Source organism: uncultured Litoreibacter sp., assembly GCF_947501785.1.
Lineage (GTDB): Bacteria > Pseudomonadota > Alphaproteobacteria > Rhodobacterales > Rhodobacteraceae > Litoreibacter.
The window spans coordinates 1579440-1598551 of the sequence record NZ_CANMXB010000001.1 but is presented as its reverse complement, the minus strand read 5'-3'; the positions used below and the strand labels follow the sequence as shown (position 1 = coordinate 1598551).

Sequence of the window (19112 nt, the reverse complement as noted above, 5' to 3'; positions counted from 1 at the left end):
CCAGCGCGTGACATCCGCACTAAAATTTCTGAAATTCTACCCGGCACTTGCAATCATTGCTGTGCTGTTGACGGGGTTTTCGTTGCTGTCGCCCTTCTTCCTCACCGCAGGGAATGTCGAGGCGATGCTCGGCGCCAATGCGGTGGTTTTGATCGCCGCCGTGGGCATGACGGTTGTGTTTCTGACAGGCGGCATCGATTTGTCGATCTCGACGGTGATCAGCGTCAGCGCGGTCGTCTCCGGGCTGGCAATGGCCGCGACGGGAAACGTGGCGCTGGGGGCGGTCACGGCCGTCGCCGTCGGATTTGCGTTCGGGGTCCTGAATGGGGTGTTGATCGGCTATTTCCAGATGACGCCGTTTATCACGACCATGGCCACCGGGCTGATCGCGCGGGGGCTGGCCTTTGTGTTCAGCTCCGGCATCGCGGTGCGGGGAACGCCCTATTGGATGCTCGATTTCGGCTTCGTGCTCTGGCTCGGCATTCCCGCCGTTATGGTGATCGCCTTGGCCGTGGTGCTGGTGTCCGGCTTGGCCATGGCGCACACGACGTGGGGGCGGCACATCATGCTTGTCGGGTCCAACGCCGAGGCGGCGCGGTTTTCGGGCATAAATGTGCGCTTCACGACATTCAGCGCCTATCTCTTTGCCGGAACGCTGGGGGGCGTTGCGGGCTTTATCTCCATCGCCAATCTGGGCAACGCGATCCCGGGGGTGGGGGACACGTTGCTGCTGATCATCATTGGCGCGGTTGTGCTGGGCGGCACCGGCATGACCGGCGGCGAAGGTTCGGTGGAGCGCACCATATTGGGCGTCGCGATCCTGGCCATGCTGACGAACGGGCTGAACCTGCTGGGCATCCCGTTCTATGACCAACTGATCATTCAAGGGGTGCTGATCTTTCTGGGCACATGGATGGCGATGAAGCTTGGCGCGCGGAGGCAGCAATGACCGGCGCGCCGACCTTGTCCGTGCGCGGGCTGACGAAAACCTTCGGGGACAAAACGGTCGTCGCCGACGTCGCCTTTGACCTCAGGCCGGGCGAGGTTCTGGCGCTGGTGGGCGAAAACGGCGCTGGGAAGTCCACGACCAAGAACATGCTATGCGGATTGCTGCAACCGACCGGCGGCCAGATCACCATCGCCGGGCAGCAGGTGGCGAAAGTCACCGCGTCTGAACACGGCATTTCTGCGGTTCACCAGGAGCTGTCCTTGTTCGGATCGCTCAGCGTCGCTGAAAATATCTGCGTCTCCGATCTGCCGGGCTCCGCCGCGCGGGTGGACTGGTCACAGGCGGGACGTATTGCCCAGGAACAGATCAATTTTCTAGGGATCGACATCGACCCGCGGGCCCTGGTCGAAACGCTGGGCGCGGGCAAGCAGCAGGTGGTGGAAATCGCCAAGGCGCTGCTGCATGCCGATAACGTGCTGATCCTCGATGAACCGACGACCTCCCTGACGGCGGTCGAACGCGAAAAGCTGTTCGCGATCATCGATAAGTTGAAGGAGCGCGGGCTGTCGATCATCTTCATCTCGCATTTCATGGAGGAGATCTACCGCGTCTGCGACAGCTTCGTCGTGTTGCGCGATGGCCAGCAGGTGGGCCACGGCAGGTTGGAAGATGTCACCCAACGGGCGTTGGAAGAAATGATGGTGGGCCGCACCATCGAGGACGCGCAGGTCGCATTGGCCGCGCCCACGCAAACACCGGCGCTGGAGGTGCGGGGGCTGTCCTCGCCGGATTTCCGCGATGTCAGTTTCACCGTGAACCGCGGCGAAATTCTGGGCATCGCGGGGCTGATGGGGGCAGGGCGCACCGAGATCGCCGAGGCCATTTTTGGCCTGCGGCAGGCAACGGGCGACGTGCTGATCGACGGGGAAGTTGTGCCACGCACTGTGGCGGGGATGAAGGCGCAGGGCCTGTGCTATGTCACTGAGGACCGCCGCACCAACGGATTGTTCCTCAACCGCCCCGTGCGCGAAAACCTGTCGGCCTCCGCGATTGCAAATTACGTCAAGCGCGCCATGCGCGGCATCGGTTTCCGGGGCGAAAAGGCCAAGGCGGCCGGCATGGTCGAGGACATGAACATCTCGGTCCCGCATATCGAAAACCACGTCAGTGACCTATCGGGGGGCAACCAGCAGAAGGTGTTGCTGGGCCGCTGGCTGTCGATGAACCCGGACATCCTGATCTTTGACGAGCCGACAAAGGGCGTCGATATCGGCGCCAAGTTCGACATTCACGAAGCAATTGCCGATCTGGCCCGGTCGGGAAAAGCCATCCTGATCGTGTCCTCGGATTTGCCTGAGCTGCTGCATATCACGCACCGGTTGCTTGTCATGCGCAAGGGGTGGATCGTGGGGGAGGTGCAGCGCGAGAACTACGACAGCGTGGCCATTATCTCGATGGCGGCAAGTTCGCGCGAAGGAAGCAGCCATGACGCTTGATGCCCTGAAATCCCTGATGTCGCGCCAAAAATGGGTCGCGGTTGCGTTGGCCACCATTGTGCTGGCGGGCGTCTTGTCGGTGGCCTCGCCGGTGTTTCTGACCTTGTCGAATTTTCAGGCCATCCTCATGCAGTCAAGCGTCACCGCCATCATGGCTGTGGGCATGACCTTCATCATCTTGACCGCGGGCATCGACATTTCGGTCGGGGCGATCCTCTTTTTGACGTCGGCCTTGTTTGCACAACTGATGCTCGACACCGAAAACTACTTTCTGTCGTTCTTCGTGACCATCCTATGCGCGACGGGGCTTGGCGCGCTGAACGGGTGGCTCATCATAAGGTTCCGGGTGTCGCCCTTGATCACAACGCTGGCCACCTACTCGATTTATCGCGGCGCGGCGATCCACCTGACGGGGGCGCAAAACATCCCCGTCCCGCGCGAGATGGGTTTCCTGGGCAATGGGCGCATTCTGAACATTCCTGTGCCTATTCTGATCCTGGCGGTTGTGGTGATCGTGGGCGTCTATGTGCTGAGCCGTACGCGGCTTGGCGTCTACGCCCGCGCAATCGGAAACTCGGAACGCTCAGCCATGGAAACCAACCTGCCGGTGGGCCGCGTGACCGTTGCGGTCTACGCGTTCAGCGGGTTGGTGACGGGCATTGCGGCGCTGATCTTGCTGGCGCGCGTCGGCGGGCTGCAATCGGGCATCGGCATCGGGATAGAGTTCACGGTCATTGCGGCGGTGATCCTTGGCGGCACGAAGCTTACGGGCGGGTCGGGCACGGTGATCGGATCAGTGATCGGCGCGGTGTTTCTGGTGCTGATCGACAACGGCCTGAACCTGATGAACGCGTCGCCCTATATCTACGACGTGGTGCGCGGCTCAGTCCTGTTGGCGGCGGTTGCCATTGACCGCTATTCAGCGGTGCGAAGCCATGCCGCCCTGCAGGCGCGGAAAGCTGCGCGGCTGTAGCGGTCGCGCCTTGGTGGGGCACCCTTAGGTGAATTTGCGGAACAGTTTTGTCTGGTCGAACATGTCCTCCAGCGCCTCCATCCGGTCTTTGGTGTCGCCCCAGGTCAGGTTTTGCACCGCTGAAATCATCGCCTCCACCAGCAGCAGCGGCGTGGCGGCGGAATCCCAGGCGGAGGGGGCCACGATGCGGCTGCTGAGGCTGATATCGGCCAATTGATGCACCGGGGATCGCCATTGGTCCGTGAACAGGATCAGTTTCGCGCCTTTGGCATGGGCCATCTCGGCCAGCTTCAGGGTGTTGTTCTCGTAGCGGCGCATGTCGAAAATGATGAACACGTCGCCCTCCTTGACGTCCAGCAGATAATGCGGCCACGCGTTCGAGGTCGACTGGATATGGGTGATCTGCGGCCGGATGACCTGCATATGCAGAAACAGATACTCCGCCAGCGTGTGGGTGATGCGGCCCCCCACGATGTAGAGATGGCGGTCGGGGTCGGCGCACATCGCGCAGGCGGCGTCGAAATCGTCGGGGTCGATTTGTCCCAGCGTATGCCGGATGTTGTCGATCACGGCGTCGGTAAAGCGGTTCAGGATATGCTCGGACGGGGCGCCGCCCGCCCAGGTGTCATGCTTGGCGATCGGGCCTTTGGCCTTGGCTTTCAGCTCTTCGCGCAGCTCGGTCTGGAATTCGGGGTAGCCGTTGAAGCCCAGTTTCTGCACCATCCGCGCGACCGTGGGCACCGAGACTTTGGCGTCTTTGGCCAATGCGCTCAGCGGCCCCAGGCCGGAGGCGGGGTAATTTTCCAGAATGGAATGCGCCAGCTGCCGCTCCGCCCGGGTGAGGTCGTCAAACTGGTTCTGGATGCGATCCGAGATCGTCAGACTGGCTTCGCTCATCAAAGATGCCTCGCTTTTGATCGAAAAAATAACAACACGGCAGATTATGTGATAAATTTTTCACAAATATGTTGACAGATACGCCATTTGGCAAGACGTTTACCGGCACGGGGGACGCATGTCACTGAACCACATCGATGCATTGCAGGGCTATGTTGTGCCGATAAACCCGGACGGGTCGTCCTGCGTTGTGCTTGTGTGCGAACATGCCTCCAACCATATTCCGGCGTCCTTTGATGCGCTGGGGCTGTCGCCCGAGCAACGCCAAAGCCATGCCGCATGGGATCCCGGCGCGATGGGGGTGGCCAGCCGCCTTGCAGACCGGCTGGATGCGGCGTTGATCGCCGGTGGCGTGTCGCGGCTGGTCTATGATTGCAACCGCCCGCCCAGCGCGCCCGACGCGATGCCCGCCCGCAGCGAGGTGGTCGATGTGCCCGGCAATGCGGACCTGACCCAGTCCCAGCGCGCCGCGCGCGCGGCAGATTTTTACCACCCGTTCCATTCCGCCCTGCGGGCGCAGATCGCGCGGGTCACGGACCCGATCCTGATCACCATCCACAGCTTTACGCCGGTCTACCACGGCGCGCGCAGGGCGGTTGAAATTGGCGTCCTGCATGACAGCGACACCCGGTTGGCGGATGCGATGCTGCACACCGCCGCCGCCTACACGCAAGCCAATGTGCAGCGCAACGCGCCCTACGGGCCGGAGCATGGCGTGACCCACACGCTCAAGGAACACGCGATAGGGCAGGGGCATCTCAACGTCATGTTGGAGATGCGCAATGACCTGATCGAGACCGCCGCGCAGCAGGACGCCATGGCTGACATGTTGGCGTCATGGATTGCAGCGGCATGCGCCCATGTCGGGGCCGCGGGGGGTGTGCAATGTCGGGCGTGATGCGGGGCTATATCCGGGCCGTTGACGCCGCAAACTACCGCGTCGGGCGGCTGATGATGTATTTCATCTTTGTGCTGATGGGGATTTTGCTGTGGTCGTCGATCAGCAAGACCTTCTTCCTGCCGTCGCTCTGGACGTTGGAAATGGCGCAATTTGTGATGGTGGCCTACTACATCCTTGGGGGCCCGTACTCGTTGCAGCTTGGCTCCAACGTGCGCATGGACCTGCTCTACGGGGAGTGGTCGCCGCGCAAGAAGGCGTGGTTCGATCTGGTCACCGTGCTGTTCCTGATCTTCTACCTCGCGGTGCTGCTCTACGGGGCGATCAGCTCAACCGCCTATTCGCTGGGTTATTGGGGGACCGAGCCGTTCTCTTACTTCGGCGGGCTGTTGACCGGCTCAGAAGAACTCGGCCGGATGGAGCGTTCGTCAACGGCGTGGCGGCCATATCTGTGGCCGGTCAAGTCGATCATGATCCTGGGGATGTTTCTGATGCTGCTGCAATGCATCTCGGAGCTGTTGAAGGACGTGCTGCGGTTGCGGGGCGAGGCGATCTGATGAGCTACGAATTGATCGCCACCTTGATGTTTTCGTCCATGATGCTGATGCTGCTGACCGGGCAGCGGGTCTTTGGGGCCATTGGCTTCGTCGCCGTTGTGGCGGCGCTTTTGCTGTGGGGCGATCGGGGCGGGTTTGACATTGGCTTCGCCGCCGCCATGAAGCTGATGAAGTGGTACCCGCTGCTGACGCTGCCGATGTTCATTTTCATGGGCTACGTGTTGTCCGAGAGCAAGATCGCCGATGATCTCTACCGGATGTTTCATGTCTGGATGGGCGGCCTGCGGGGCGGGTTGGCCATCGGCACGATTGGCCTGATGGTTCTGATCTCGGCGATGAACGGGCTGAGCGTGGCGGGCATGGCCATTGGGGCCACCATTGCGCTGCCTGAGCTGTTGAAGCGCGGGTATGACAAGCGGATGGTGACGGGGGTGATCCAGGCGGGGTCCAGCCTGGGCATCCTGGTGCCGCCCTCGGTGGTGCTGGTGCTATACGCAATGATCGCGCGCCAGCCGGTGGGGCAGCTGTGGCTGGCCGGGGTTGTCCCGGGGCTGATGATGGCCGCGCTCTTTGTCATCTACATTGCGGTGCGCTGCCGGGTGAACCCGGTGTTGGGGCCGGTGCTGGACGAGGAGGAGCGCTCCATACCCCGCGCCGAGAAGCTGCGCCTGCTGCGCGCGGGGCTGCTGCCGGTGGTCATCTTCGCAACCATGATGGTGCCTTTCGTGAACGGCTGGACGTCGCTGGTGGAAAGCTCCGCCATCGGGGCGCTCGCGGCGTTCACTGCGGCGGTGCTGAAGGGCCGGATGACCAGAGAGGTATTCGAGAACTCGGTGCGCAACACCCTTGGGATCACCTGCATGTTCATGTGGATCATCCTGGCGGCGCTCGCCTTTGGGGCGGTGTTTGACGGGCTGGGCGCGGTCAAGGCGATTGAAAGCGTCTTCACCGAGCGGTTGAATCTCAGCCCGTGGATGATCCTGATCCTGATGCAGCTGAGCTTCATCCTGATGGGCACGTTCCTGGACGACACGGCGATGCTGGTGATTGTGGCGCCGCTCTATGTGCCGCTGGTCGGCGCGCTTGGGTTCGACCTGATCTGGTACGGCATCCTGTACACCATCACCACGCAGATCGCGTATATGACGCCGCCCTTTGGCTACAACCTGTTCCTGATGCGCGCCATGGCCCCGCCCGAAATTTCGCTGCGCGACATATACGCGTCAATCACGCCCTTTGTTCTGATCATGGTGGCGGCCCTGGCGCTGGTCATGGCCTTCCCCGGCATCGCGCTGTGGTTGCCTGAATATGTGTACGGGAGATGACCGCCATGGGGGCTAACTCCGCCGACCGGAACTGCCACGTTTTTCGAATGACCGAGGCCAAAAGATGGAGCCGTAATTCCAATTCAATTTAACCAGAGCCGCAACCAAAGCGGACGCCAATTTCAACGAAGGAGAAAAGCTATGACTTCAAGACGTAAGTTTATCCAAGGGGCGGCGATTGCGCCCGCAGCGGCGCTCGCGACACCGGCGCTTGCGCAAAGCACGATCAAATGGCGGATGCAGACCTATGCGGGGGCCTCACTGGCCGCCGAAGTGATCGTTCCGGCAGTTGAGATGTTCAACAAGATCGCGGGCGACCGCATGCAGATCGAGCTGTTCTTTGCCGACCAGCTGGTGCCGACGGGCGAGCTGTTTCAGGCCATGCAGCGCGGCACGATTGACGCGGTTCAATCCGATGACGACTCGATGGCCTCGCCCACCGACGTGACCGTGTTCGGCGGGTATTTCCCGTTCGGGTCGCGCTACTCGCTCGACGTGCCAGTGCTGTTCAACCAATACGGCCTGAACGAGATCTGGGACGAGGAATACTCCAAGGTCGGGGTCAAACATATCTCTGCCGGCGCGTGGGACCCGTGCCACTTTGCCACCAAGGACCCGATCCGCTCGCTCGAAGATCTCAAAGGCAAACGCATCTTCACCTTCCCGACCGCCGGCCGTTTCATGAGCCAGTTTGGCGTCGTGCCGGTGAACCTGCCATGGGAAGACATCGAGGTGGCGGTGCAAACCGGTGAGCTTGACGGCATCGCGTGGTCGGGCATCACCGAGGATTACACCGTCGGCTGGGCCGACGTGACCAACTACTTCCTGACCAACAACATCTCGGGCGCCTGGGCGGGGTCATTCTTTGCCAATATGGACCGCTGGAACGAGCTGCCGGAGAACCTGCAAACCCTGTTCCGCGTCTGCTGCGACCAGTCGCATTACTACCGCCAGTGGTGGTACTGGGGCGGCGAGGCCAACCTGCGCGTGAACGGCACCAAGATGGAGCTGACCACCATCCCCGACGAGGAATGGGCGACGGTTGAAGCCGCGGCTCAGGAGTTCTGGGAGGAAATCGCGGCAGAATCCGACGTGAAGCGCCGCGTGGTTGATATCTTCAAGAAGTATAATGCAGATATGATCAAAGCGGGCCGCCCGTATCGCTACGGCTGATCCTGACTGCGCATCATGGGGGCGACCGACCCGTCGCCCCTATCCCCCGATAGAAAGTTGAACAGACATGCCCGGATTGATGACATTTGACGAGCTGAAGGCCAGCGTTGCGGACGGGGCCATCGACACCGTTCTCGCCTGTTTCGTGGATATGCAGGGCCGCCTGATGGGCAAACGCTTTCACGGCGCGAATTTTGTGGAGACCTCGTTTGAGGAAACCCATTGCTGCAACTACCTGCTGGCCACCGATCTCGAGATGGCGACGCCCGACGGCTACGCCTCGACCAGCTGGCAATCTGGGTATGGCGACTATGTCATGAAGCCCGATCTGGCGACCATTCGCCCCGTGCCGTGGCTGGAGGGCACCGCGATGGTGCTGTGCGACATACTTGATCACCACACGCATGCGGACGTGCCACACGCGCCCCGCGCGATCCTCAAACGCCAGATTGCCCGGTTGGAGGCGCTGGGCTTTGAGGCCATGATGGCGACCGAACTTGAATTCTTCCTGTTCGAGCAGAGCTTTGACGACATCCGCAAGGGCGGTTACCGAGTTCTTGAGCCGATCAGCGGCTATAACGAAGATTACCACATTCTGCAGACCACCAAGGAAGAGGGCGTGATGCGGCCGGTGCGCAACCACCTCTACGCCGCGGGGCTGCCCATCGAGAATTCCAAGGGGGAGGCCGAGGCCGGGCAGGAAGAGCTGAACATCCGCTACGCCCCCGCGCTCGATTGCGCCGACCACCATTCCATCGCGAAACACGCGATCAAGGAAATTGCATGGCAGCAGGGGCGCGCCGCGACCTTCCTGCCCAAATGGCACAAGGACCGCGTCGGGTCCTCCAGCCACGTGCACCAGTCGCTCTGGACGGACGGCAAGCCCGCGTTTTTTGAGGCCTCCGCCAAGCACGGCATGTCGGATGTGATGGGCCACTACATGGCGGGGCTGATCAAATACGCGCCTGATTACACCTATTTTCTGGCCCCCTATGTCAACAGCTACAAACGTTTCGCGAAGGGCACTTTTGCGCCCACGAAAACCGTCTGGTCGGTTGACAACCGCACCGCCGGCTTCCGCCTGTGCGGCGAGGGCACCAAAGGGGTGCGGGTGGAATGCCGTATCGGCGGCTCGGACCTGAACCCCTATCTGGCGCAGGCCGTCATGCTGGCCGCCGGCATCAAAGGCATCGAGGACAAGCTGGACCTGGCGCCCGCCACGACCGGCGACGTCTACGAGGACCAAAAGGCGGCGGACATTCCGCAGACGCTGCGTGCGGCCACGCAAACGCTGCGCGGCTCGGGCTTTTTGCGCGAGGCGCTGGGCGATGACGTGGTGGACCACTACACCCGCGCCGCCGAATGGGAGCAGGAAGAATTTGACCGCGTCGTCACCGATTGGGAAATCGCGCGCGGCTTTGAAAGGGCTTAGGCTGATGAGTTTGGAATGTATCTCGCCGATTGACGGGTCGGTTTATGCGACACGCGAAACGCTGGGGCAGGCAGATGCCGAACGCGCCGTCGCGCGGGCCAAAGCGGCGCAAACCGCATGGGCGGCGCGCCCTCTGGCCGAGCGCATCGCATTGGTTCAGGCGGGCGTCGCCGCCGTGGGCGAGATGAATGACGAGATCGTGCCCGAGCTGGCATGGCAAATGGGCCGCCCGATCCGCTATGGCGGCGAATTCGGCGGCTTTGACGAGCGGGCAAGCTACATGGCGCAAATTGCGCAAGACGCGCTCGCCCCGATCGAGGTCGAAGACAGCGACGCCTTCCGCCGGGTGATCAAACGGGTGCCGCATGGGCTGGTTCTGGTCGTCGCACCTTGGAACTACCCCTACATGACGGCGATCAACACCGTCGCGCCCGCGTTGATCGCGGGCAATGCGGTGATGCTGAAACACGCGTCGCAGACCCCGCTGGTGGGGGAACGCATGGCGCGGGCCTTTCACGCGGCAGGCATCCCCGAAGACGTCTTTCAAAACGTGTTTCTTGACCACCAGACCACCTCGGCGCTGATTGCGGGGCGCGCGTTCGGCTTCGTGAATTTCACCGGCTCAGTCGGGGGCGGCAAAGCGATGGAGGCCGCGGCCAGCGGCACGTTTACCGGCCTCGGGCTTGAGCTTGGCGGCAAGGACCCCGGCTACGTGATGGAGGACGCAAACCTTGACGCGGCGGTCGACACGCTGATTGACGGGGCGATGTTCAACTCGGGCCAATGCTGCTGCGGGATCGAACGCATCTACGTGCAAGACAGCCTGTTTGCGGAGTTCGTCGACAAGGCCGTGGCCATTGTGAACGGCTATACGCTTGGCAATCCGCTGGACCCGGCCACAACGCTGGGGCCGATGGCGCATGTCCGCTTCGCCGATGCGGTGCGCGGGCAGGTAGCCGACGCGGTAGCAGACGGGGCGACGGTGCATGTCGACCCGGCGACCTTCCCGCAGGATGGCGGCGCGTATCTGATGCCGCAAATCCTGACCGGCGTGACCCACGATATGCGCGTGATGCACGAAGAAAGCTTCGGCCCCGTTGTGGGCATCATGCCCGTCAAGGACGATGCCGAGGCGATCGCGCTGATGAATGACAGCGACTTCGGGCTGACGGCGTCGCTGTGGACGCAGGACGCGGCGCGGGCGGAGGCCATTGCCGATCAGATCGATACCGGCACCGTGTTCATGAACCGCGCCGACTACCTTGATCCCGGGCTGTGCTGGACCGGCTGCAAGGATACCGGCCGCGGCGGCGGGCTGTCCGTCATCGGCTATCACAACCTGACCCGCCCAAAATCATACCACCTGAAGAGAGCCTGAAAGACATGAGCATCACCGCCAACTGGTCATACCCCACCGCCATCCGCTTTGGCGCAGGCCGTATCAGCGAAATTGCCGATGCCTGCGCGGCCGCCGGGATCACAAGGCCGCTGCTGGTCACGGATCGCGGGCTTGCCAACATGGACATCACCACCCGGACGCTGGACCTGCTGGAGGCCGCCGGGCTGAGCCGCGCGATCTTTGCCGATGTGGACCCGAACCCCAATGAAAAGAACGCCGCCGCCGGTGTGGAGGCCTTCAAAGCTGGCGGCCATGACGGGGTGGTTGCCTTTGGCGGCGGCTCCGGACTGGACCTTGGCAAGCTGGTGGCGTTTCTGGCGGGCCAGACCCGCCCGCTTTGGGATTTCGAGGATATCGGCGACTGGTGGACCCGCGCCGACGCCGATGCCATTGCCCCGATTGTGGCCGTGCCAACGACGGCGGGAACCGGGTCAGAGGTGGGGCGCGCCTCGGTCATCACCAACTCGGTGACCGAGGAGAAGAAGATCATCTTCCACCCGAAATTTCTGCCCAGCGTGGTGATTTGCGACCCCGAACTGACCGTCGGCATGCCCGCATTCATCACCGCCGGGACCGGCCTTGACGCGTTCGCCCATTGCGTGGAGGCGTTCTGCTCGCCCCATTACCACCCCATGTCGCAAGGCATGGCGCTTGAGGGCATGCGGCTGGTCAAGGAATATCTGCCCCGCGCCTATGCGGACGGCGCCGATATCGAGGCCCGCGCCCATATGATGTCCGCCGCCGCGATGGGGGCCACGGCGTTCCAAAAGGGGCTGGGCGCCATTCACGCGCTGTCCCACCCGATCGGGGCGATGTATCACACCCATCACGGCACCACGAATGCGGTGTGCATGCCGGCGGTGCTGCAGTTCAACAAACCCGAGATTGCGGACCGTCTAGGGCAGGCGGCAAACTACCTCGGGATCGCGGGCGGATTTGACGGGTTTTGCGCCTATGTTGACGCGCTGAATGCCTCGCTTGGCATTCCAAAGACGTTGGCCGGTCTTGGCGTGGAAAACCCTGATATCGACCGCATCGTCGCGGGCGCATTGGCCGACCCCAGCACCGGCGGCAACCCGGTTGAAATGACCAGGGAAAACACGACCAAGCTGCTGCTGGCCTGCCTGTGACGGGGGTGCCCTATTGGGCAGGTTGGTGCAGGTGAGAGGACAAACCTCGAACCAAACCAGTGCTCAAGTGGCGCTCCGCGCGGTAGCACAATAAAAGGTGGTGCGGGCGGGGGGACTTGAACCCCCACGGGCTATGCCCCACAGATTTTAAGTCTGCTATGTCTACCATTCCATCACGCCCGCGATGGTTTGCGGATGGAGTATCATGCCCTGTCGGATTGGCAAGAGCGCCCGTGACTTGGAGCGGCCTCACAGGTCGGTGTCGGAACCCGCGCCCCGCACGTCTTCCATGGCCTTGAGCTGAAACCGCTCCGGCAGCCAGGGGTTCATGGTCAGCGCGTGGCGCAGCGCCAGCTGGCCTTCCACGTCGCGGCCCATCCTGAGCAACGTCAGCGCCTTGCCGGAGGCCGCTCCGATATGGTCGGGCGTGATCTCCAGCGTTTTGTCCAGATCAACCAGCGCGGCGGGGTAATCCTCCCGCAGGAAGCTGACAAAGGCGCGTTGGTTGTAGCCCTCGGCGTAATGCGGGCAATAAGCGATCAGCGCGTCGAACGACGCCTTGGCGCCGAGAAAGTCAAAGGAGGCGCGGCGTGACATGCCGCTGTCCAGCATCTCCTGCGCCGCAGCGTCGGGCGCGGTGGTCCAAATCTCCCAGAGCCTGGTGTTCAGCTCTTGCGCCAGCGTCTCGGTGCCGGCGGCGCGGACCTGTTCCATCAGCTGGTCCTGCGCGGCGCTGCGCGCGGGAAGGGGCGGGCAAGTGGCCGCGGCCAATGACGGAGCGCAGATCAGGGCGAGGGCGAGCAGTCTCATACCGCCACCAAATGTCGCGGGCGCGCCGGGGTCAAGTCACGTTGCCGCCAGTGTAGCGCTGGACTTCGGGCCAGCTTCGTCGTTTGCTGCACGGGCATTGAGAGGTGGGCGCAGCATTTTATGAGACGGTTCGGGACATGGATTGCGTCGGTGTTTTTCGCGCTGGTTCTCCTTTGGGTTGCCACCGGGCCGGAACAGGCCGACCTGACGCTATATGACGCGGACGCGGTTTTGGAACGGGTGGGGGACGGCCATCTAAGCCCCAAGGCAGGCCGCGTCTTCAACGGTAACTTTCAGCGCCAGACATTTTTCGGGGCGTTTTACGTGGGCAAATCGGGCCATTTCGGCTGGGCCGCTGGCCGCCATTCCCTGGCGGAGGCCCATACCGAGGCCCGCGCGTATTGCGAGCAGGAGGGGCCGGGGGACTGCACCGCCTACGCCATCGTCGTGCCCGCCAATTATGACCCCGACCGGCCCGGTCTGACCGGGCGGCAGTCGATGAGCGATGTGCGCCACGCGAAATGGTTCGACCGTGGCCGTCCGGTGGTGTTTGCGATGTGCAACAGCGGCGCATGGGCGCTTGCGGGGTCAAAGGACGGGCCGGCGCTGCGCCACATCTTCGTGCGCCAGCGGGCGCAAGGGTTGGCGGGGGACAAGGGGCGTCCGGCCAAGCTTGGAGAGCCGGTTTGCCGCGCCTATCGCGGCACCGTCACCCGCCTGAAAGGCTGAGGCACACCTTGCGCCGCGCCAGCCTTGGGGCTGGGCGGTGGGGTCGTTGTCTCGTGCAGTGAAGGAAGAAAGGTGGCGCCACCCTGATCGACATGGGGGGGCGCGGTTCCCGCCGGGGTTTTGGCCCCGACCGGCCTTGCCTGTCTCCGGAGGGTGCAAGGCAGCCCAAACGAACTGCCGCAGTCCCGTTCTGTCTTTGCGCGGCGTGAGAGGCCCCGCTGGATCCGAGAGCGGGTTTAGCGCGTTGGAATGAGCGGATGGTTAACCATGCGGGCGCAGCGCCTGGGGTTGGCGCAACGCTTTTGCATATTTAGAGCAGAAAGAAGCGATCAGTCCCGCGTGCCTGCGAAACGTTGGGCCCATTCCTCGCGCTCATCGTCGGTGATTTTGGCAAACAGCACCTCGGGCACGGTGAATGCATGTCCAGCGGGCAGCGCCGTTAGCGCGACGTTCACGTCGTCAGGCCAGCTGGTGTCGAGCGTGTTCATCCCCGACAGCATTTTGGCGGCGGCGTCCGGGATGAAGGGCGCGGACAGCACGGCGTAGACGCGGATCAGGTTGAGGGCGAGGCGGATTTGCATCGCGGCGCGCTCGGGGTCGGTTTTGAAGACGGTCCACGGCGCCTCGGCCTGCAGGTATTCGTTGCCCGCCACCCAGATGCCGCGCAGCTCGTTTGCCGCCTTGCGCACGTCCATGTCGGCCATATGGGTCTCGTAGGCGCGGATTTTGGTGGTGAGATCGGCGATGAGCCTGGTTTCGGCCTCGCCATACGCGCCGCCCTCGGGCAGGGCCTCTGAGAATTTGGAGCGGCAGAACTTGGTAACGCGCGAGACGAAATTGCCCAGCACGTCGGCGAGGTCCTTGTTGGCATCCGTCTGGAACGCCTCCCAGGTGAATTCGGCGTCGGAGTTTTCCGGCGCGTGGCTGAGCAGCCACCAGCGCCAATAATCCGCGGGCAAAATCTCAAGCGCCTGATCCTGGAAGATGCCGCGCCCTTGGGAGGTGGAGAACTGCCCGCCATCATAATTGAGGTAGTTGAACGATTTGATGTAATCGACCAGCTTCCATGGCTGATTCGACCCCATGATCGTGGCGGGGAAGCTGAGCGTGTGGAATGGCACGTTGTCCTTGCCCATGAATTGCACGTATTTCACGTCATCCGCGCCCTTGTCGGTGCGCCACCAGCGTTCCCAGTCGCCGCCGGTTTTGTCGGCCCATTCATGGGTGGCCGCGATGTATTCGATGGGCGCGTCGAACCAGACGTAGAAAACCTTGCCTTCCATGCCGGGCCAGTCCTCGGTGCCGCGTTTGACCGGCACGCCCCAGTCCAGATCGCGGGTGATGCCGCGGTCTTGCAGCCCGTCGCCGTCATGCAGCCACTTCTTGGCGATCGACGTGGTGAGAACGGGCCAATCCGTCTTGCTGTCGATCCATGCCGACAGCTTGTCCTTCAGCTGGGACTGCTTGAGATACAGGTGCTTGGTGTCGCGCACCTCCAGATCGGTGGAGCCGGAGATGGCGGAGCGTGGCTCGATCAGATCAGTGGGGTCCAGCTGCTTGGTGCAGTTCTCGCATTGGTCGCCGCGGGCTTTGTCGTAGCCGCAATTGGGGCAGGTGCCTTCAATGTAGCGATCCGGCAGGAAACGGCCGTCGGCGTTGGAGTAGACCTGTTGTTCGGACACTTCCTCGATCAATCCCTCATCCGCCAACTGCCCAGCAAAGGCTTGGGTCAGCGCATGGTTTTGCGGCGAGGACGAGCGGCCGAAATGGTCAAAGGACAGCCCGAAGCCCGCGCCGATTTTGGCCTGCACCTCATGCATCTCGGCGCAGAATTCGGCCACCGGTTTGCCGGCCTTCTTGGCGGCAAGCTCGGCTGGGGTGCCATGCTCGTCCGTGGCGCAGATGAACATCACCTCATGGCCGCGCGCGCGCATGTAGCGGGCATAGAGATCGGCGGGCAGCTGCGAGCCCACCAGGTTGCCCAGATGCTTGATCCCGTTGATATAGGGGATCGCCGAGGTGATGAGGATACGAGCCATGAGACGCGCCTTCTTGGTTCAGGTCCGGCCCATGTACCGCAAGGCCGCGCGGCTTTCCAGCGGGGCCCTTGCATATTTTTGCCAAGATGAAACTAGGCGCCGTCGCGGTGACGCCTGAGCAAGCGGCCAATGGTGAAGGAGGTGCGCGGGGTGTAGGCGTAGGGGGTGCGGTCATCGACGGTCCGGCGCACCTTCATGCGGCTGAGGCCGAAGACGATCAACAGCCCGTGGCCCGCGGAGATCAGAATGAACAGCGCCTCCGGGCCGAACGCGTCGATCAGGCTGGAGGCGACCAGCGGCGAGGCAATCGCGCCGATGGCGTAGAAGAACATCAGCGCGGCGGAGAGTTCTACCCGTTGCTCGGAGGTCGCGAAGTCATGCGCGTGCGCCGCGGCCACCGAGAAGATGGGGAAGGTCGTGAAACCGAACAGGAACGCGGAAAACATCACGGCCTGCGTGCCGCCGCCCGCAAGGCCCACCGTTGCCCCGCATGCCAGCATCGACACCCCCGACAACCAGATCAGCACCCAGCGGCGGTCATATTTATCGGCCGCCCAGCCGGCCGGGTATTGCGCCATGGCCCCGCCCAGCACGAAGGCGGCCAGGAAATAGCCGATTTGTTCGGCGCCAAGGCCCACCTCCTGGCCATAGATCGGCCCGACCATCCGGAACGCCGCCGAAGTCAGGCCCGCGACCATCACCCCCGCCACGGCCAGCGGCGACATTGCCCAGGCCAGTTTCGGGCGCAAACGCGGGGCCTCGGGCGTGTCGGGCTGGCTGGCCTTGGTCAGCGTCAGGGGCAGGATCGCGGCGCAGCACAAGAGCGCCAGCAGGTTGTAGGACACGTAGGAGGCGGGCTCCAGCACCCCGATCATCAGCTGCGCCACCAGCGACCCACCCATGTCAACGATGCGGTAGGTGCCCATGGCCCGGCCGCGTGTCGTGTTGGTGACCTTTGCGTTCAGCCAGGCCTCGATCACCGTGTAGCACCCCGCCACGCAAATGCCCGACGCGACGCGCATCAGGGCCCAGGCATAGGGGTCGATGACCAGCATATGCGCCAAAAGGCCGATAGCCCCCGCGGCGGTGAAGGCCGCAAATGCGCGGGAATGGCCGACCGACCCCATCAGGCGCGGCGCCCACCAGCAGCCGACGAAAAAGCCCACAAAATGCGCCGAGCCCAGAAGCCCCACCTGCTGCGTGGAAAAGTCGAGCGAGAGGCCGGACAACGCGTCCAGCGGGCCTACCGCGCCGGAGCTGAGCTGCAGCAAGATCACGGACACAAACAGCGCGGCGAAGGAGATGAGCAAGCGCATGGGGGTGCTGGATCCGGTTGTGATGCGGGTTTGGTTCGCCCCAGCTAGATCACGGCCCGCACGGGGCCGCTAGCGGTTTTTCGACGGCGGGCGTCGTTTCTGGCTTTTGACCCGCTCAGCTTTTGACCCGGGCCACGATATCGAGCCGGATCGTGTCATCAACCAGGTCGCCGTAGCCCGTCGCCCCGAAGGCGCTGCGGCTGACGGTGCCGTTCAGCCGGAAGCTGAGTTTGGACAGGTCGCCCGCCTCGGTGCCGCGTTGCCGGAAGAGGGCGGCGTTCAGCGTCACCGGCCGGGTGACGCCGCGGATGGTCAGGTTGCCGTCAATCTTGGCTCCATCGGCCAGGTTGCCCGCCCCGTTCAGCCGGATGCGGGTCGACACAAACCGGATGGTGCCGAATTTCCGGGCGTTGAGCACGCTGGCCCCTTTCAGGGCCTCGGTGGCGAAGATGAAGCCGGTGCGCGCGCGGCGCACATCCACCGTGACATCCACCGATGAGCGCTGCAGCGCCGCGGTGTCGATGGTGATGTTGGACGATTTGATCGGCATGCTGCCTTTGGCGTCCGCATTGTTGAGCTTGAACACGAAGCCCACCTGCGACTTGGCGGCCTCCAGCGCGTAGGCCACGGGGGCGGCGATGACCGTGGCGGGCAGGGTCAGGGCGAGGGCGGTCAGAAGTGCTTTGATCATGGGGAATATCCTTCGGGGTTGTGGGCATCGTAGCTTGAAAACACGCGAGCGGGCCGAAATATGCGATCACGGCGTTTCACCTCCCTGTGTGTGATTGCCCCAGTGTGTGCTTGCCCCCGTCGGTCAACGCGTTAGCTTACGGGCAACAGTTTCCCCCGAATTGAGAGGCATTTTCAGATGAAAACCATCCCCCTTGGCGCGACCGACATTTCCGTTTCCCAGCTGTGCCTGGGCTCCATGACATGGGGCACCCAAACCTCGGAGGCGGGCGGGCACGCGCAGATCGACGCGGCGCTGGACGCAGGCATCAACTTCATCGACACCGCCGAGGCCTACCCGGTCAACCCGATGAACAAGGAAAACGCGGGCAAGACCGAAGCGATCATCGGCACCTGGCTGGCCGCGCGCGGGCGGCGCGACGCGGTGGTGATCGCCACCAAATGCGCGGGCGCGGGCAACTACATTCGGGACGGGGAGGCGATTTCGTCGAAAACCATCCGGGAAGCCGTTGAAGGCTCGCTCAAGCGGATGCAGACCGACTATATCGACCTTTACCAGCTGCACTGGCCCAACCGGGGCAGCTACATGTTCCGCCAGAACTGGACATATGACCCCTCCGGGCAGGACAAATCCGCCACGATTGCGCATATGGAAGACGTGCTGGGCGCGCTGAAGGCGTTGGTCGCCGAGGGCAAGATCCGGCACTTTGGCCTGTCGAATGAAAGCGCCTGGGGCACCGCGCAATGGCTAAAGGTTGCCGAGCGCATGGACGCGCCCCGCGTTGAGACCATGCAGAACGAATATTCGCTGCTGTGCCGCCTCTACGACACTGACATGGCAGAGCTGAGCCATAACGAGCAGGTCACGTTGCTGGCCTTCTCCCCTTTGGCCGCGGGATTTTTGACCGGCAAATATCAAGGGGGCGCGGTACCCGATGCGTCGCGCATGTCGATCAACGCCGGCATGGGCGGGCGCATGTCGGACCGCGTGCTGGGTGTGACCCAGGCCTATCTGGACATCGCCGCCAAACACGGGTTGCACCCGGTGCATATGGCGTTGGCGTGGTGCTGCCAGCGGCCATTCCCGGTGTCGCCAATCTTTGGCGCCACCGATATGGAGCAGCTGCAGATCATCCTGGACGGCAAGGATCTGGTGCTGGACGCCGAGATCATGACCGAGCTCGACGCCGCGCACCGCGCAAACCCGATGCCCTACTGAGCCCCGCGTGATCCAAATGGGCTGACGCGCGTGACAGACGCGGCCCCCACCCTGGCCCTCCCCCCGGGGGAGGGGAGCGG

General features: G+C 63.1%; 17 protein-coding genes and 1 tRNA gene. 12 read left to right on the top strand and 6 right to left on the bottom strand.

The window, feature by feature from the left end:
• The first annotated feature begins 7 nt into the window (after positions 1 to 7).
• The 3 genes from Q0899_RS07965 to Q0899_RS07955 are packed head-to-tail and all read left to right on the top strand — an operon-like array spanning position 8 to position 3418.
• The gene (locus Q0899_RS07965) at positions 8 to 949 is read left to right on the top strand and encodes an ABC transporter permease (RefSeq protein WP_299192011.1); all 942 of its coding nucleotides are present in this window, start codon (positions 8 to 10) and stop codon (positions 947 to 949) included.
• On the top strand, positions 946 to 2445 hold the full coding sequence (locus tag Q0899_RS07960) for a sugar ABC transporter ATP-binding protein (protein ID WP_299192009.1): 1500 nt from the start codon (positions 946 to 948) through the stop codon (positions 2443 to 2445). The genes Q0899_RS07965 and Q0899_RS07960 overlap by 4 nt, the downstream gene beginning before the upstream one ends.
• On the top strand, positions 2435 to 3418 hold the full coding sequence (locus tag Q0899_RS07955; protein WP_298296802.1) for an ABC transporter permease: 984 nt from the start codon (positions 2435 to 2437) through the stop codon (positions 3416 to 3418). The genes Q0899_RS07960 and Q0899_RS07955 overlap by 11 nt, the downstream gene beginning before the upstream one ends.
• Positions 3419 to 3442: 24 nt before the next feature.
• Here Q0899_RS07955 and Q0899_RS07950 read toward each other — a convergent pair whose 3' ends face one another.
• Positions 3443 to 4315 carry a MurR/RpiR family transcriptional regulator gene (locus Q0899_RS07950; protein ID WP_298296804.1) on the bottom strand — a complete coding sequence of 291 codons (873 nt, stop codon included), beginning with the start codon at positions 4313 to 4315 and terminating at the stop codon, positions 3443 to 3445.
• A gap of 118 nt (positions 4316 to 4433) precedes the next feature.
• Here Q0899_RS07950 and Q0899_RS07945 point away from each other — a divergent pair, with 118 nt between their 5' ends.
• The 7 genes from Q0899_RS07945 (at position 4434) to Q0899_RS07915 (ending at position 12229) form a co-directional block, all read left to right on the top strand.
• The gene (locus Q0899_RS07945) at positions 4434 to 5213 is read left to right on the top strand and encodes an N-formylglutamate amidohydrolase (protein ID WP_299192006.1); all 780 of its coding nucleotides are present in this window, start codon (positions 4434 to 4436) and stop codon (positions 5211 to 5213) included.
• Complete coding sequence (locus tag Q0899_RS07940) at positions 5201 to 5770, top strand: TRAP transporter small permease subunit (protein WP_298296810.1); 570 nt, start codon at positions 5201 to 5203, stop codon at positions 5768 to 5770. The genes Q0899_RS07945 and Q0899_RS07940 overlap by 13 nt, the downstream gene beginning before the upstream one ends.
• Positions 5770 to 7095: a TRAP transporter large permease subunit gene (locus tag Q0899_RS07935; protein ID WP_299192003.1), complete on the top strand. Its 1326-nt coding sequence runs from the start codon at positions 5770 to 5772 to the stop codon at positions 7093 to 7095. Before Q0899_RS07940 ends, Q0899_RS07935 begins: the two co-directional genes overlap by 1 nt.
• Before the next feature lie 141 nt (positions 7096 to 7236).
• On the top strand, positions 7237 to 8268 hold the full coding sequence (locus tag Q0899_RS07930) for a TRAP transporter substrate-binding protein (protein ID WP_299192001.1): 1032 nt from the start codon (positions 7237 to 7239) through the stop codon (positions 8266 to 8268).
• Between the two features lie 67 nt (positions 8269 to 8335).
• Positions 8336 to 9700: a glutamine synthetase family protein gene (locus tag Q0899_RS07925; protein WP_298296819.1), complete on the top strand. Its 1365-nt coding sequence runs from the start codon at positions 8336 to 8338 to the stop codon at positions 9698 to 9700.
• 4 nt (positions 9701 to 9704) lie between these two features.
• The gene (locus tag Q0899_RS07920; protein ID WP_298296822.1) at positions 9705 to 11078 is read left to right on the top strand and encodes an aldehyde dehydrogenase family protein; all 1374 of its coding nucleotides are present in this window, start codon (positions 9705 to 9707) and stop codon (positions 11076 to 11078) included.
• Positions 11079 to 11083: 5 nt separating this feature from the next.
• Positions 11084 to 12229: an iron-containing alcohol dehydrogenase gene (locus Q0899_RS07915; RefSeq protein ID WP_299191998.1), complete on the top strand. Its 1146-nt coding sequence runs from the start codon at positions 11084 to 11086 to the stop codon at positions 12227 to 12229.
• A 98-nt stretch (positions 12230 to 12327) separates the two neighbouring features.
• On the opposite strand, the gene Q0899_RS07910 is transcribed toward Q0899_RS07915, so the two are convergent.
• Together Q0899_RS07910 and Q0899_RS07905 are read right to left on the bottom strand one after the other, a co-directional pair.
• A tRNA-Leu gene (locus tag Q0899_RS07910) sits at positions 12328 to 12412 on the bottom strand.
• Positions 12413 to 12478: 66 nt separating this feature from the next.
• A complete protein-coding gene (locus Q0899_RS07905) occupies positions 12479 to 13039 on the bottom strand; it encodes a hypothetical protein (protein WP_299191996.1) in 561 nt (186 codons plus the stop codon).
• A gap of 120 nt (positions 13040 to 13159) precedes the next feature.
• Between Q0899_RS07905 and Q0899_RS07900 the strand changes: the two genes are divergently transcribed.
• Positions 13160 to 13768, top strand: a complete 609-nt coding sequence (locus Q0899_RS07900; protein WP_299191994.1) for a hypothetical protein — start codon at positions 13160 to 13162, stop codon at positions 13766 to 13768.
• Positions 13769 to 14097: 329 nt separating this feature from the next.
• Here Q0899_RS07900 and metG read toward each other — a convergent pair whose 3' ends face one another.
• From metG to Q0899_RS07885, 3 genes are all read right to left on the bottom strand, one after another.
• Complete coding sequence (gene metG, locus Q0899_RS07895; protein ID WP_299191992.1) at positions 14098 to 15807, bottom strand: methionine--tRNA ligase; 1710 nt, start codon at positions 15805 to 15807, stop codon at positions 14098 to 14100.
• 92 nt (positions 15808 to 15899) lie between these two features.
• Positions 15900 to 17123: an MFS transporter gene (locus Q0899_RS07890; protein WP_298356264.1), complete on the bottom strand. Its 1224-nt coding sequence runs from the start codon at positions 17121 to 17123 to the stop codon at positions 15900 to 15902.
• Positions 17124 to 17238: 115 nt separating this feature from the next.
• Entirely contained in the window at positions 17239 to 17814 is a 576-nt protein-coding gene (locus Q0899_RS07885; protein ID WP_298296840.1) for a YceI family protein, read from the bottom strand.
• 177 nt (positions 17815 to 17991) lie between these two features.
• Here Q0899_RS07885 and Q0899_RS07880 point away from each other — a divergent pair, with 177 nt between their 5' ends.
• A complete protein-coding gene (locus tag Q0899_RS07880; protein ID WP_299191989.1) occupies positions 17992 to 19032 on the top strand; it encodes an aldo/keto reductase in 1041 nt (346 codons plus the stop codon).
• The last annotated feature ends 80 nt before the right edge of the window (positions 19033 to 19112 follow it).

Coding starts and splice junctions, on each gene's coding strand:
- Q0899_RS07960 (WP_299192009.1), top strand. CDS start 946: ATGACCGGCGCGCCGACCTTGTCCGTGCGCGGGCTGACGAAAACCTTC.
- Q0899_RS07955 (WP_298296802.1), top strand. CDS start 2,435: ATGACGCTTGATGCCCTGAAATCCCTGATGTCGCGCCAAAAATGGGTC.
- Q0899_RS07950 (WP_298296804.1), bottom strand. CDS start 4,315: ATGAGCGAAGCCAGTCTGACGATCTCGGATCGCATCCAGAACCAGTTT.
- Q0899_RS07945 (WP_299192006.1), top strand. CDS start 4,434: ATGTCACTGAACCACATCGATGCATTGCAGGGCTATGTTGTGCCGATA.
- Q0899_RS07940 (WP_298296810.1), top strand. CDS start 5,201: ATGTCGGGCGTGATGCGGGGCTATATCCGGGCCGTTGACGCCGCAAAC.
- Q0899_RS07935 (WP_299192003.1), top strand. CDS start 5,770: ATGAGCTACGAATTGATCGCCACCTTGATGTTTTCGTCCATGATGCTG.
- Q0899_RS07930 (WP_299192001.1), top strand. CDS start 7,237: ATGACTTCAAGACGTAAGTTTATCCAAGGGGCGGCGATTGCGCCCGCA.
- Q0899_RS07925 (WP_298296819.1), top strand. CDS start 8,336: ATGCCCGGATTGATGACATTTGACGAGCTGAAGGCCAGCGTTGCGGAC.
- Q0899_RS07920 (WP_298296822.1), top strand. CDS start 9,705: ATGAGTTTGGAATGTATCTCGCCGATTGACGGGTCGGTTTATGCGACA.
- Q0899_RS07915 (WP_299191998.1), top strand. CDS start 11,084: ATGAGCATCACCGCCAACTGGTCATACCCCACCGCCATCCGCTTTGGC.
- Q0899_RS07905 (WP_299191996.1), bottom strand. CDS start 13,039: ATGAGACTGCTCGCCCTCGCCCTGATCTGCGCTCCGTCATTGGCCGCG.
- Q0899_RS07900 (WP_299191994.1), top strand. CDS start 13,160: ATGAGACGGTTCGGGACATGGATTGCGTCGGTGTTTTTCGCGCTGGTT.
- metG (WP_299191992.1), bottom strand. CDS start 15,807: ATGGCTCGTATCCTCATCACCTCGGCGATCCCCTATATCAACGGGATC.
- Q0899_RS07890 (WP_298356264.1), bottom strand. CDS start 17,123: ATGCGCTTGCTCATCTCCTTCGCCGCGCTGTTTGTGTCCGTGATCTTG.
- Q0899_RS07885 (WP_298296840.1), bottom strand. CDS start 17,814: ATGATCAAAGCACTTCTGACCGCCCTCGCCCTGACCCTGCCCGCCACG.
- Q0899_RS07880 (WP_299191989.1), top strand. CDS start 17,992: ATGAAAACCATCCCCCTTGGCGCGACCGACATTTCCGTTTCCCAGCTG.